Raw genomic sequence first — 13,320 nt, 5'->3', positions numbered from 1 at the left:
CGAATAAATTTCAAAAATATCCGCCGGCTGACTAAGGTGAACGCTGTCTTTGGATCACCAACAAGAGAGCAGACATGAGCCAGACATCCTTTGATATCCAGCGCGCCGCGGTGGTCGGGGCGGGCACCATGGGGCGAGGCATCGTGATGTGCCTGGCCAATGCCGGCGTTACGGTGCAGTGGGTCGACAATAATCCGCAAATGCTTGAGCAGGCGCTGGCGGCGGTGGCCGACACCTATGCCCACAACGTGCGCCAGGGACGCATTGACCAAGGCGAAGCCGATGCGCGCATCGCCCGAATAGCTCGGGCGGACGACTACGCGGCAATCCGCAACGTGGATCTGGTCATCGAAGCGGTCTACGAGAACCTTGAACTCAAGCAGAAGATCTTTCGCGAGCTGGACGGCATGCTCAAGCCCGAGGCAATCCTGGCAAGCAACACCTCGGCGCTGGACATCGATGCGATTGCCGCCGCCACGCGCAGGCCGACCCAGGTGCTGGGCCTGCATTTCTTCAGCCCGGCGCACATCATGAAATTGCTCGAAATCGTTCGTGGCGCGCAAACCTCCCGGCCGGCGCTGGATGCCGCCCTGGCGCTGGGCAAACGCATGGGCAAGGTGAGCGTGGTTTCGGGCAATTGCCACGGGTTTATCGGCAACCGGATGCTTCATCCCTATGTGCTGGAGGCGCGCAAGATGCTGCTGGAGGGAGCGTTTCCCCATCAGGTCGATGCCGCGCTGCAGGGTTTCGGCTTTGCCATGGGGCCGTTCCGCATGTATGACGTGGTTGGGATCGACCTGGAGTGGCGCGCGCGCGAGTTGGCGGGTAAAGGTCAGGATGCGCCCGAAGTGCAAGTGGACAACCGCCTGTGCGAGATGGGGCGGTTCGGCCAGAAGAGTGGTAACGGGTACTACCACTATGAGCCGGGCAGCCGCCAGGCTGAGCAGGATGTGGAGGTCGATGCGCTGGTGCTGCGGGTCAGTGAGGAGCTGGGGTTTCAGCGCCGCGAAATAGCTGCCGAGGAGATTCTGGAGCGCTGCTTGCTGGCATTGGTCAATGAAGGTGCGACGATCCTCCAGGAGGGCATTGCCGAGTCTTCCCGCGACATCGACCTGGTTTATCTCAATGGCTATGGCTTCCCGGCGGACAAGGGCGGTCCGATGGCCTGGGCGGATCAGCAGGGCCTCGAAGACATCCATGCACGGTTGCTGGAGCTCGAGACGAAGCAGGGGGACCAATGGAAGCCTGCCCGTCTGATTGGCGAGCTGGCTGCGCAAGGCAAGAGCTTCTCGCAGCGATAGTATCTGCACCCTGCACAACGCCTCAGATAGCCTGACCAAGGACAAGTGATGCCCCAACGCGCCGAGTATCTGCATTTCCAGCCAGTGACTACACGCTGGCATGACAACGATGTGTACGGTCACGTCAATAACGTCACCTACTACAGCTTTTTCGATACAGCGGTGAATACCTATCTGATCGAGACCGGCGGCCTGGATATCCATGACGGGGAGGTGGTGGGCTTCGTCGTGAGTTCAGCCTGCGATTATTTTGCCTCGATCGCTTTCCCGGACCGGATCGAAATCGGCCTGCGAGTCGGGAAGCTGGGCAATAGTTCAGTGCAATATGAGCTGGCGGTGTTCAAGGCGGGTGAGGAGGAGGCCTGTGCGGCGGGGCGTTTCGTGCATGTATTCGTAGACCGGACGTCGAATCGGCCAGTGGCGATTCCCGATCGGCTACGCGGGGCGCTGGAGCGGTTGGTGGCCTGAAAACGAAAATCGCAGCCTTCGGTCGTCTCTGCGAGAAGGGCCGAAGGCTGCGATCATTCAACGGTCTGGATCAAGCCAGCCGTCAATCGTCGTGATAGCGATGTTTGTGCTTATGCTTGCGATGGCCGTAAGCATGGCCGCGACCCGGGTGGCCGTCACGGTAGTAGCGGCGATCACCACGGCGACCTTCATAACGGTCGTCATCGTCGTCCTTGCCCATGTAGTTACCCAGTGCGCCACCGGCGCCACCGCCCGCTGCGGCACCGATCAGGCTACCCGTGCTGCCGCCCACGCTGCGGCCAACCACGTTGCCGCCGGCTGCGCCCAGCGCGCCGCCAATAGCCGCTTCGCCGCGGCTGCGTTTATCGGCACCGACCGCACTGCCACCTGCGCCGCCCAGGGCCGCGCCGATAGTGGAACCGGTGTTGCCGCCCAGGGACTGGCCGACGACCGAACCCAAAACCCCGCCCAATGCGCCGCCTACACCTGCTTCGGCGGTACCGCCGGCAGATGCGACGCCACTGATCAGGCCAAGGGACAACAAGAGAATGGAGGAGAACTTCATAGAGGAGCCTCAAAGGGATGACGGCGCGATCCTGAGGCTGGCTTCGCTTGGTTACAATCGAAATCCGACGAGTAACACGACTTGTGCACAATTCTCTAAGTTACTGTTTTTTCGGCGGAACTTAACGTTATTTCGCAGGTCTTTAGCTACTTCGGACAGGCCGTTTTTTTTGGAAAACGGCCTTTTTTGTGTCCGTTGGAAAAGTGCCCGAGGGGCCAGAATCACCCCTCGGAACTGCTTCAGGCCGACTTGGCCATGATCAACCCGTTCTCGCTTGCGGCCTCCAGGCGGATAGCCACGAACTTCGAGGTCGGGGTGTGGCTGCCGTCGCCGGTGCTTTCCAGCGGCACCAGCGGGTTCACTTCAGGGTAATAGGCGGCAGCCTGTCCGGCCGGGATATCAAAGGCCAACAGGGTAAAGCCCTTGACCCGGCGCTCGCGGCCGTCATCCCAGAGCGAGACGATGTCTGCCTTCTGCCCTGGCTTGAAGCCCAGGCGGATGATGTCCGCTTCGTTGACGAACAACACGTCACGTTGGCCCTTCACGCCACGATAGCGATCATCGAGGCCATAGATCGTGGTGTTGTACTGGTCATGCGAGCGCATGGATTGCAGGATCAGGTCCGGCAATTGGCCTGTAGCCCGGGTGCGTTCGTGGATCAGGTCGGTCGGCAACAGGTTGGGCTTGAAGTTGGCGCGGCCCGAAGGCGTGTTCCAGCGACGTGCCCCCGCGCTGTTACCCAGGTAGAAGCCGCCGGGGTTCTTGAGTTTTTCGTTGAAATCCTTGAAGCCAGGGATGGTCTCGGCGATCAGGTCGCGGATGCGGCTGTAATCGGCCACCAGCCAGTTCCAATCCACCGGGCGGCTGCCCAGGGTGGCGGCGGCGATGCCGGCAATGATCCACGGCTCGGAGCGCATCTGGTCCGACAGTGGCTGCAGTTGGCCGTTCGAAGCGTGGACCATGCTGAAGGAGTCCTCCACCGTCACCGCCTGCGGGCCATCGGCTTGCAGGTCAATGTCAGTCCGGCCCAGGCATGGCAGGATCAACGCTTCCTTGCCATGGGCCAGGTGGCTGCGGTTGAGCTTGGTGCTGATCTGGACCGTCAGGTCGCAATTGCCCAACGCCTGGAAGGTCCGGTGGCTGTCTGGCGTAGCCTGGGCGAAGTTGCCGCCCAGGGCGATGAACACCTTGGCCCGACCCTCGGCCATGGCGTGGATCGCCTCGACCACGTTGTGGCCGTTTTCACGCGGTACCTTGAACTGGAAGCGCCGTTCCAGAGCGTCGAGGAATGCAACGGGCGGGCGCTCGTTGATTCCCATGGTCCGGTCGCCTTGCACGTTACTGTGGCCACGCACCGGGCACAGGCCGGCGCCTGGCTTGCCAATGTTGCCGCGCAGCATCATCAGGTTGGCGATTTCCTGGATCGTCGCCACCGAATGGCGGTGCTGGGTGATACCCATCGCCCAGCACATGATCACGTTCTTGGCCTTGGCGTACATGCGCGCCGCTTGTTCGATTTCGGCGAGCGTCAACCCGGATTGCTCGGCGATCTGCTCCCAAGGGGTGTCGTCGACCACCGCCAGGTAATCCAGGACGTTGGCGCTGTGCTCGTTGAGGAACGCATGATCGAATACCGCAGGGGCGCCGCTGTTTTGCGCGTCACGTTCCCATTGCAGCAGGAACTTCGCCATGCCCCGCAGCACGGCCATGTCGCCGCCCAGAGCTGGGCGGAAATACGCGGTGTTGGTGGGTTTGTCGCCGTTGGTGAGCATTTCCAGCGGGTGTTGCGGATGTTGGAAGCGCTCCAAACCACGCTCTTTCAGCGGGTTGATACACACCACTTGGGCGCCGCGCTTCACTGCTTCGCGCAGCGGCTCGAGCATCCGCGGGTGGTTGGTGCCGGGGTTCTGGCCCCAGACGAAAATCGCGTCGGCATGCTCGAAGTCGTCAAAGGTTACCGTGCCCTTGCCCACCCCGACACTTTGAGACAGGGCCACGCCGCTGGCCTCATGGCACATGTTCGAGCAGTCGGGGAAATTGTTGGTGCCATAGGCGCGCACGAACAGCTGGTACAAATAAGCCGCTTCATTGCTCGCGCGGCCCGAGGTGTAGAACTCGGCCTGGCTCGGGCTGGAAAGCCCTTGCAAGTGTTTGCCGATCATCGCGAACGCGGCTTCCCAACTGATGGGCTTGTAGCGGTCGGTTTGCGCGTCGTAGCTCATAGGCTCCGTCAGGCGGCCCTGGTATTCGAGCCAGTAGTCGCTCTGCTCCAGCAACGACGTCACGCTGTGCTTGGCGAAAAAAGCCGCGTCGACACGACGCTTGGTCGCTTCCCAGTTCACCGCCTTGGCGCCGTTCTCGCAGAACTTCACCATGCCGCTTTCCGGCGAGTCACCCCAGGCGCAGCCAGGGCAGTCGAAACCGCCGTTCTGGTTGGTCTTGAGCATCATGCGAATGTTTTTCAGCGCGTTATCGCTGGTCAGCCAGGCCTGGGCGACGCTGATCAGCGCGCCCCAACCGCCGGCCGGGCCCTTGTAAGGCTTGTAGCGCGGTGTGGGTTTCTGGTTGGCTTGTTGATAATTGCTCACGCTTGATTCTCCATCGCAGGGCTGTAGACCCGCGGCGCACTTTTTTGCGGCAGGTGGATGAGGTTGAGGTTGTGTTGGCGAGCCCACTGCACGGCGAGGCCCGTGGGCGACGACAGGCTGACCAGCGTCTGGATGCCCGCACGCAATACTTTTTGAATCAATTCGAGGCTGCAGCGGCTGGTGACGATCGCCAGGCCCCCCGCTATCGGGATCTGCTGCCGGATCAGCGCACCGATCAATTTGTCGAGGGCGTTGTGGCGACCGATGTCTTCGCGGCCCAGCAGCAGTTCACCCTGGTCATTCATGAACAGCGCCGCGTGTACCGCGCCGCAGTGCTGGCCCAGGGGTTGGAACTGGCCGATGCGCTGGCGCAGGCCGTCAAGCCATTGCGCCGGTGGCAGCGGTGCGCCCGGCAGCGTCTTGAGGTTGGGCAGCGCCTGTTCCACCGCCTCGACCCCGCACAGCCCGCAACCGCTGGTGCCGGCCAGTTGCCGGCGTTGTTGCTTGAGGTTCCAGAAGGCGCGGTTGGCAATGGTGACCTGGGCATATTGCGCGGAACCGGCTCCGCTCAGTTGCAGGTCGTAGATATCCGCCGGGTCTTCGATGATGCCGCTGCCGAGGCTGAAGCCGACGATAAAATCTTCCAGGTCAGTGGGCGTGACCAGCATTACCGCTTGGCTGATGCCGTTATAGGCAATCGCCAACGCCACTTCCTCGGCCAGCGCGGCGCTGTCCGATTGCGAGTGGTCCAGGTTGCAGTAGCGATAGCTCTGGCTGGCGGCTGGCTTGGAGGCTTCCAAGGCAGGCGCAGGACAGACCGGAGGCTTGTCGTTCATGGGCATCACTGAGAGTAGGAATAGTCCTAAGACTAAATGCGGCAATCTGCCACGTCTAATCGCTATTACTGATCCTTCAATAGATGACGTCGATCAAGGAATGGTTACTGATTGCTGATAAAGGGCGAAACAAGCCTCCGCCAATGCCGAGCGTGGGGCACCGCGCCGCATGATCAGCCCCAGCGGGACCAGCGTCTGGGCGCTGTCGATGGGCTGGATTCGCAGGTCTTCGGTGAGCTTCAGCCCGCTTTCCAGCGGTACCACGGCGCAACACAGTCCGCCGTGCACAGCTTGTAACAATTGGTGCACCGCGTCGGTTTGCAGCAGCGGTTGGGGTGTCAGCCCCCGGCTGTGGAAGTGATGGTCGATGGATTGGCGAAAATGCATGCCGCTGGTGAGCATACCCAGGGGCAGCTCCACCAGTGCTTCCCAGCTCAGCGGTTCTTCGCCAAAAAAGAAAAACCGTTGGTCGTATAGCAGGCCCATACGGGTATGGGCGAAGGGCAGGGCTTCGAAACGCTCGTTGTCCAGACGTTCCAGGTAGGAAATGCCCAGGTCGATCCGGTTGTTCGCCAATTGTTCGAGAATGCGTTCGGAGCTCAGGGACGACAATTCGAAACGCAGGCTGGGATGGTCGGTGTGCAGGCGCTGCATCATCGCCAGCGGGTCGAAATCCGACAGCGGAACCACGCCCAGGCGCAGCGTGCCCACCAGGTTGCCGCGACAGGCCGCCGCTTCGGCCTGTAGTCCGTCGTAGGCCGCCAACACCGTGCGCGCCCAGGCCAGCACCCGCTCACCCGGTGCGGTAAAACCCTCGAAGCGCTGGCCGCGATTGACCAGTGGCAAACCCAGCTCCTCCTCCAGGCTGCGCAGGCGCATCGACAAAGTGGGCTGGGTGATGTGACAGCGGGCGGCAGCCTGGCCGAAGTGGCGGGTTTCTTCGAGCGCGATAAGAAATTTCAGCTGCTTGATGTCCATCTTCGCTCCTGGGCGCGGGAAGATTCGGATTCTAGCGCCTTGACGGTGGCGAGGTCATTGGTCGGCTGGGAAACGGGGTCGGTTGGCTTGGTCTAGTCTTTTGCGTCTGGACATTTAAACCAAGGAGCATGTGCCATGAGTATTTTTAGTTTTGTGAAGGAAGCGGGGGAAAAGCTTATCAATCTGCTGACCCCAGGTAATGCCAATGCCAGCGAGCAATTGAAAGAGCACATCAGCAAAGTCGGGCTGGGCAATCCGAATGTACAGGCGACTGTTGAGGGCGACAAAGTCACCGTCACGGGTGAAGTCGCAAGCCAGGAAGAGAAAGAAAAAATCTTGCTGGCTGTTGGCAACATCCAGGGTGTCGGTAGCGTTGACGACCAGATCACCGTGACGGGGCCGGTGGCAAAGGCTGCGCGTTTCGTGACAGTGAAGAAGGGCGATACGCTCAGCGCCATATCCAAGGCCGAGTATGGCGACGCGAACCAATACAACAAAATTTTTGAAGCCAACAAGCCGATGCTGTCGCACCCGGACAAGATATATCCGGGGCAGGTATTGCGTATCCCTGAAAAGAATTGAGCACTGCGCTGTCCTTGTCGCGAGCAGGCTCGCTCCCACGGAGATTACTGGTTCGCCGCGAGCCAAGGTGGGAGCGAGCCTGCCCGCGATGAGGACGGTGCGGTTCAAAGCCCGGCAATCAAGTCCCGATAATCTCTGACGGCATCGAACTCCCCCGTATCCTTCGGCCCCTTGCGACTGTCCGGCTCGCTGACCGCCAGCAAATGTGCGATGCCAAAATCCCGGGCGCTGCGCAATACCGGCAGGGTATCGTCGATGAACAGGCTGCGGGCCGGGTCGAAGTCCAGGTCGGCTTGCAGTGCGTCCCAGAATTGCGGGCTTTCCTTGGGAAAACCGTAGTCGTGGGAGCTGATCAACCGCTCGAAATACCGGGCCAGTTCGATGCGTTCCAGCTTCAGGGACAACGAGTCGCGGTGGGCGTTGGTGATCATCACGACCCGTTTGCCGGCCTGCTGGATGGCTGCCAGAAACGTATCGGCGTCCGGGCGCAGGGCGATCAGGTGGGCGGTTTCCAGCTTCAGTTCGCGCACCGGCAGCTTCAGCTCGGCACTCCAGAAATCCAGGCAGTACCACTGCAACTGGCCGGCGTTGCGCTCGAACAGCGGCTGCAGTTCCATCTCCGCCATGGCCCGGCTGACGCCATGCAGTTCGGCATAGCGCTGGGGCAGGTGCTCCAGCCAGAAGTGGTTGTCGTAATGCAGGTCCAGCAGGGTGCCGTCCATGTCCAGCAGAACCGTATCGATCTCGTGCCAGGGCAACAACGCCATAAAAACTTCTCCAGCGGTAATCAGATATCCGACGCAAACAATCAGGATAGGCCGGGTATAGTAGCCTGCTATCGCCCAGGGAGCCGTTTATGCGCCAGACACCCACCATACTCGACCGACGGATCGTCGCCACCAGCCGCCTGTTTTGCGTGGAAGAACTGAAACTGCGTTTTTCCAACGGTGTGGAACGCACCTACGAACGCCTGGCGGGCAAGGGCGCAGGTTACGGTGCGGTGATGATCGTGGCGATGCTCGACGCCGACCATGCGGTGCTGGTGGAAGAGTATTGCGGCGGTACCGAGGCCTACGAATGGTCCCTGCCCAAGGGCCTGATCGAGCCGGGTGAAGATGTGCTGGCGGCGGCCGAGCGCGAACTCAAGGAGGAAGCCGGTTTTGGCGCCCGTCAACTGGAACACCTGACTGAGTTGTCATTGTCTCCCGGCTACATGAGCCAGAAGATCCAGGTGGTGCTGGCGACCGATCTGTACGAAGAGCGTCTGGAAGGCGACGAACCCGAGCCAATGCGTGTGGACAAGGTCAACCTGGGCGAGCTGTCGGCCCTGGCGCAGAACCCTCAATTCACCGAGGGCCGGGCGTTGGCGGCGTTGTACCTGGCCCGCGATCTGCTGACTCAGCGCGGAGCTTACCTGCCATGAATTTTCCGCATCCCCTGATGGCCCCGGTTATCGAGCTGGCGCTCACGGCTGGCGACGCGATCCTGCCCTTCTGGCGGGCCGATGTGGAGGTCGTGCGCAAGGCCGACGAATCGCCGGTGACCGCCGCGGACATGGCAGCTCACCATGTGATCGTGGCCGGGCTCAAAGCCCTGGCGCCGGATATCCCGATCCTTTCCGAAGAGGATGCCGATATTGCGCAAAGCGTCCGCGCCGGCTGGCAACGCTGGTGGCTGGTGGATCCGCTGGACGGCACCAAGGAATTCATTTCCGGCAGCGAGGAATTTACCGTCAATATCGCCCTGATCGAGGACGGACGAGTGGTGTTCGGGGTGGTGTCGATGCCCACCAACGGTCGTTATTATGCCGGCGGTGCGGGCCTGGGGGCGTGGCGCGGCGACAGGGATGCCGAGCCTGCGGCCATTGCGGTGCGTAACGTGCTGGCACCCGGTGAAGCCTTTACGGTGGTCGCGAGCCGCCGTCATACCAGCCCGGAGCAGGAACGCCTGCTGGCCGGTTTGAGCGAAAGCCTGGGGGCGCTGCAATTGACCAGTATCGGCAGTTCGCTGAAGTTCTGCCTGGTGGCCGAAGGCGCGGCGGATTGCTATCCGCGTCTGGCGCCGACGTCGCAGTGGGACACCGCCGCTGCCCAGGGCGTGCTGGAGGGCGCGGGCGGCGAGGTATTGGACCTGCAGGGCCAGCCGTTCTGTTATCCGGCGCGCGAGTCGTTGTTGAATACGTCTTTCCTGGCGCTTCCGGCGAAAGCGGCGTGGCGTGGGAAGTTGCTGGAGCTGGCTCGTTCTTGAGCCCGGCTGGATCCTTTGTGGCGAGGGGATAAATCCCCTCACCACAGAGATTCGGTGCGCTATCCATCAACGGTGCAAAACGTACTGCCCTTCAAACTGCACCGCCACGTCCTTGCTATCCACATTTACCACCTGCGTCTGCAAGGCCAGCCTTGCCCGTCCGTAGCGACGATAAGTGGCCAGGAAACGCGTCCAGGTCTTTTCATCGGGCGCCTCACAGATGACGGTCGCGTCGCGGGTAACCGGTAGCGGATAACTGATCTGCCCTTCCTGGATCACAATGTGCCCGTCTTCGATGCCTTCCTCGCGCAGCGCCAGGTGCAGCCAGCCCCAGCCACCGAGCACGGCGCCGCAATACAGGCTGCCGCCGAACATGGTGCTCTTGTGGTTGACGTTGGCTGCGATCGGCAGGAACAAGCGTAGCTGTCGGGCTTGCCAGCCGAGCACCTTCAGTCCCATGTCCTGCGTCAGAGGGATGTCCCGGTGCAGGATCGTTTCCAGGTAGTGGCTGTCGCGGTTCATGCAGGCCCTCTTGGCTGAAAGTGAAAGGGTGGAGCTCAATCCGACTCTTCGGTCGGGCCATGGCTGCTGTCGCCGAAGTTCAGCCCGTGTTTGCGCAACTTGTCGTGCAGCGTCTTGCGCGGAATGCCCAGGGCTTCGGCGAGACTGCGTACGGAGCTGTGGGAACGGGCCAGTTCGGCGGCGATCAGGGTTTTTTCAAAGTTCTCCACCTGCTCGCTCAGGCCGCCGCTGATCACATCCACCGCAGCGGGGCCGCTGTCCGGCGCGCTGTTGTCCAACGCCAGTTCCAGGCCCAGGGCAAAACGTTCGGCGGCGTTCTGCAATTCGCGCACGTTACCCGGCCAGCTGTGGCGCAACAGCAGCGCCCGGTGGGGCGGCTGCAGTTCGTGCGGCGGCAGGCCATGGCGGGTGCTGGCTTCGTTGGCAAAGTGCTGGAACAGCACCAGCACATCTTCGCCGCGTTCGCGCAACGGTGGAATGCGCAGCGGCGCGACGTTCAGGCGGTAATACAGGTCGGCGCGAAAACGGCCCTGGTCGGCGGCCTGGCGCAGGTCTTCCTTGGTGGCGGCGATGACGCGGATATCCAGCGGGATCTGCTGGTTGCCCCCCAGCCGTTCCACTACGCGCTCTTGCAGCAGGCGCAGCAGTTTGACCTGTACGTCCAGGCTCATGCTTTCGATTTCATCGAGGAACAATGTGCCGCCATTGGCGAATTCGAACTTGCCGATACGGCGTTTTTGCGCGCCGGTGAAGGCGCCGGGCTCGTGGCCGAACAGTTCGCTTTCCACCACCGACTCGGCCAGGGCGCCAGCGTTGATCGCCACGAACGGCCCGTTGCGCCGGCTTGAAAGGTCGTGCAGTGCGCGGGCGACCACTTCCTTGCCGGCCCCGGTTTCACCAAGGATCAACACGTCGGCGCGGGTCGCCGCCAAGGCGCCGATCTGCTCGCGCAGGCGCAGCATGGGCGCCGATTGGCCAACCAGGCGGGCGCTGAGCTCATGCCGGTCACTAAGGGCCAGGCGCAGGCTGCGGTTGTCCAGGACCAGGCGGCGCAAGGCCAGGGCTCGGCGAACGCTGTCGAGCAGATGATCGCTGGCGAAGGGCTTCTCCAGGAAGTCATAGGCCCCGGCGCGCATTGCCTGGACCGCCAGCGGTACATCGCCGTGGCCGGTGATCAACAGGACCGGCAGGTCCGGATCCTGGGCGTGCAGCTGGTTCAGCAGTTCAAGGCCGTCCATGCCGGGCATGCGAATGTCGCTGACAACCACGCCGGGCCAGTCTCGCGGCAATTGCCCGGCCAGGCCATTGGCCTCGCCCAGGGGCAGGATCTTCAGGCCGGCCAGGTCGAGGGTCTGGCTCAAGGCCTGACGCAGGTGGGGATCGTCGTCGATCAGCACCACCTCAATCTGGTTATCGATGGTCATACACTACGGTCCTCGGACGGTTGCAGGCTCACCCCGGGCGCGCCCGCGCGCAGCTTCAGGGTAATCAGGGCGCCACCTTCCTTGTGATTGGCGAACAACAGCTCGCCGCCGAAGGCGCGCATCAGGGTGTCGCAGATCGCCAGCCCCAGGCCAAGGCCCTGGGTGCGGGTCTTGGTGGTATAAAAAGGCTCGCCGGCCCGGCCCAGGGCTTCCATGCAGAACCCCGGGCCGTTATCGCGTATGTACAGGTTGACGCCGGTTTCCGTTGCCTGGGCACTGAGCCAGAGTCTGCGCGGCGGGCCCTTTTCGGTCAGGGCATCAAGGGCGTTTGCCAGCAGGTTGCCCAGCACCTGGCGCAAGCGTGTTTCGCCGGCCTCGACCCACAAGGTGGCGGCCGGCAGGTCACGGATCAGTTCCACTTCCATACTGCGCCGACGTTTGGCGAGCAGCGCCAAGGCATCGTCCAGCGCCGGTTGCAGGGCGACGCTTTCCGGCGCGTGGCGGTCGCGGCGGGCAAAAGCGCGCAAATGGGCGATGATCGAGGCCATGCGCCCGGTCAGTTCGCTGATCAGCTTGAGATTGCCCCGGGCGTCGTCGGTGCGCTGATGGTCAAGCAGGATCCCGGCGTTTTCCGCGTAGCTTCGAATGGCCGCCAGCGGCTGGTTGAGTTCATGGCTGATGCTCGCCGACATGGTGCCCAGGGCCGACAGCTTGCCGGCCTGCACCAGGTCGTCCTGGGCGCGGACCAGCTCCTGCTGGGCCTGCTCGCGCTCCAGCACTTCCTGGCGCAGGCGCCGGTTGAGGCCTTCCAGGTCACTGGTGCGTTCCGCCACCCGACCTTCCAGCTCATGCCGGGCCTTGGCTTCGAAGGCGATCCGTTCCAGGTAATGGCGCCGGCGCTGCATCATCAACCCGAGCAGCAACATCAAGACCAGCAACGCCGAGCCACCAATGACCACCACCGTGCGCACCGGACGATCGATCAGCGTTCGCGGGGCCAGGATGCTCACGTTCCAGCCAGTCTCTTCGATGACCTGGGTCTGGGTCAGCCAGGCATTGGCGTCCAGATGAAGCGGCTTCGGATCGCGGGTCGGGTAGGGTTGGACCGCGCTGATTGCCTTGCTCTCTTCGGTGCTCAAAGGGCGGGTTGCGCGAAACCGCCATTCCTGGCGTGAAGTCAGAATGACCACGCCATTATGGTCGGTCACCAGCAATTGCTCAGGGGTCTTGCCCCACAGGCTTTCGGTGTGGTCCAGGTCGACCTTGACCACCAGTACGCCAATGACTTTTTCGCGATCACGTACGGCGGCGGCAAAGAAGTAACCGCGCTTGCCCGACGTGGTGCCCAGGCCGAAGAAGCGTCCAAGACGCCCGGCCATGGCTTCGATGTAGTAAGGGCGGAAAGCAAAATTGCGCCCGACGAAACTGTCGTGCTTGTCCCAGTTCGATGCCGCCAGGGTCTTGCCAGTGGCGTCCATCAAGTACATGACTTCAGCGCCAGTCTGGGCGCTGATGTTCTTCAGCAATCGATTGGCATTGCCCTGGGTAACGCCATCATCCGGCGCAGACAGGACTGCGCGCAGGGGCGGCAGCTCGCCAAGAATCTGCGGCAGCACTTCATAGCGGTGCAGGGTGCCCAACAGGTTGGCGACGTAGAGATCGAGCGTCTGGCGATTCTGCCCGGCCAGCTCGCTGCGGTAGTAACGCTCCGCCAGGTGCTCCAGCGGCCACAGCAACGGCGCCAGGCACAGGGCCAGCAGTGCCAGGCTGCGCCAACGAGGTCTGCGGGGGAGAGTGGAGTTCATGAGC

Annotated in this window: 13 protein-coding genes; 5 read left to right on the top strand and 8 right to left on the bottom strand. The window is 62.3% G+C overall.

Going from position 1 to position 13,320, the window contains the following annotated elements:
* Window positions 1-74: 74 nt before the first annotated feature.
* Both J3P96_RS26500 and J3P96_RS26495 read left to right on the top strand, forming a co-directional pair.
* Window positions 75-1,301, top strand: coding sequence for a 3-hydroxyacyl-CoA dehydrogenase NAD-binding domain-containing protein (locus tag J3P96_RS26500; protein ID WP_434654124.1), 1,227 nt, complete (start codon window positions 75-77; stop codon window positions 1,299-1,301).
* A gap of 48 nt (window positions 1,302-1,349) precedes the next feature.
* On the top strand, window positions 1,350-1,769 hold the full coding sequence (locus J3P96_RS26495) for an acyl-CoA thioesterase (protein WP_434626554.1): 420 nt from the start codon (window positions 1,350-1,352) through the stop codon (window positions 1,767-1,769).
* Window positions 1,770-1,851: 82 nt separating this feature from the next.
* Here the strand turns inward: J3P96_RS26495 and J3P96_RS26490 are convergent, their stop codons facing one another.
* From J3P96_RS26490 to J3P96_RS26475, 4 genes are all read right to left on the bottom strand, one after another.
* Window positions 1,852-2,334 carry a glycine zipper domain-containing protein gene (locus J3P96_RS26490; RefSeq protein ID WP_305497521.1) on the bottom strand — a complete coding sequence of 161 codons (483 nt, stop codon included), beginning with the start codon at window positions 2,332-2,334 and terminating at the stop codon, window positions 1,852-1,854.
* A 239-nt stretch (window positions 2,335-2,573) separates the two neighbouring features.
* Entirely contained in the window at window positions 2,574-4,922 is a 2,349-nt protein-coding gene (locus J3P96_RS26485; protein ID WP_434654122.1) for an FdhF/YdeP family oxidoreductase, read from the bottom strand.
* Complete coding sequence (gene fdhD / locus J3P96_RS26480) at window positions 4,919-5,758, bottom strand: formate dehydrogenase accessory sulfurtransferase FdhD (protein ID WP_434570333.1); 840 nt, start codon at window positions 5,756-5,758, stop codon at window positions 4,919-4,921. Before fdhD ends, J3P96_RS26485 begins: the two co-directional genes overlap by 4 nt.
* A gap of 93 nt (window positions 5,759-5,851) precedes the next feature.
* The gene (locus J3P96_RS26475) at window positions 5,852-6,736 is read right to left on the bottom strand and encodes a LysR family transcriptional regulator (RefSeq protein WP_305497518.1); all 885 of its coding nucleotides are present in this window, start codon (window positions 6,734-6,736) and stop codon (window positions 5,852-5,854) included.
* A gap of 135 nt (window positions 6,737-6,871) precedes the next feature.
* Here J3P96_RS26475 and lysM point away from each other — a divergent pair, with 135 nt between their 5' ends.
* On the top strand, window positions 6,872-7,318 hold the full coding sequence (gene lysM / locus J3P96_RS26470; RefSeq protein WP_434654120.1) for a peptidoglycan-binding protein LysM: 447 nt from the start codon (window positions 6,872-6,874) through the stop codon (window positions 7,316-7,318).
* 104 nt (window positions 7,319-7,422) lie between these two features.
* On the opposite strand, the gene yrfG is transcribed toward lysM, so the two are convergent.
* A complete protein-coding gene (gene yrfG / locus J3P96_RS26465) occupies window positions 7,423-8,085 on the bottom strand; it encodes a GMP/IMP nucleotidase (RefSeq protein WP_434570326.1) in 663 nt (220 codons plus the stop codon).
* 89 nt (window positions 8,086-8,174) lie between these two features.
* On the opposite strand from yrfG, the gene nudE reads away from it, so the two are divergent.
* A complete protein-coding gene (gene nudE, locus J3P96_RS26460) occupies window positions 8,175-8,741 on the top strand; it encodes an ADP compounds hydrolase NudE (protein ID WP_305497515.1) in 567 nt (188 codons plus the stop codon).
* On the top strand, window positions 8,738-9,565 hold the full coding sequence (cysQ, locus tag J3P96_RS26455) for a 3'(2'),5'-bisphosphate nucleotidase CysQ (RefSeq protein ID WP_434654118.1): 828 nt from the start codon (window positions 8,738-8,740) through the stop codon (window positions 9,563-9,565). The genes nudE and cysQ overlap by 4 nt, the downstream gene beginning before the upstream one ends.
* A 66-nt stretch (window positions 9,566-9,631) precedes the next feature.
* Here cysQ and J3P96_RS26450 read toward each other — a convergent pair whose 3' ends face one another.
* Genes J3P96_RS26450 through J3P96_RS26440 form a run of 3 tightly spaced genes read right to left on the bottom strand, consistent with a single transcriptional unit; the run spans window position 9,632 to window position 13,316 of the window.
* Complete coding sequence (locus tag J3P96_RS26450; protein WP_434626550.1) at window positions 9,632-10,087, bottom strand: YiiD C-terminal domain-containing protein; 456 nt, start codon at window positions 10,085-10,087, stop codon at window positions 9,632-9,634.
* A gap of 35 nt (window positions 10,088-10,122) precedes the next feature.
* On the bottom strand, window positions 10,123-11,511 hold the full coding sequence (locus tag J3P96_RS26445; RefSeq protein WP_434654115.1) for a sigma-54-dependent transcriptional regulator: 1,389 nt from the start codon (window positions 11,509-11,511) through the stop codon (window positions 10,123-10,125).
* Window positions 11,508-13,316, bottom strand: coding sequence for a sensor histidine kinase (locus tag J3P96_RS26440; protein WP_434626548.1), 1,809 nt, complete (start codon window positions 13,314-13,316; stop codon window positions 11,508-11,510). The genes J3P96_RS26445 and J3P96_RS26440 overlap by 4 nt, the downstream gene beginning before the upstream one ends.
* Between the last annotated feature and the right edge of the window lie 4 nt (window positions 13,317-13,320).

The sequence above is a fragment of the Pseudomonas sp. R3-56 genome (genome assembly GCF_051132075.1).
Lineage (GTDB): Bacteria > Pseudomonadota > Gammaproteobacteria > Pseudomonadales > Pseudomonadaceae > Aquipseudomonas.
Note: the sequence above shows the minus strand (reverse complement) of the source record. Positions and strands in the feature narration are given on the sequence as shown.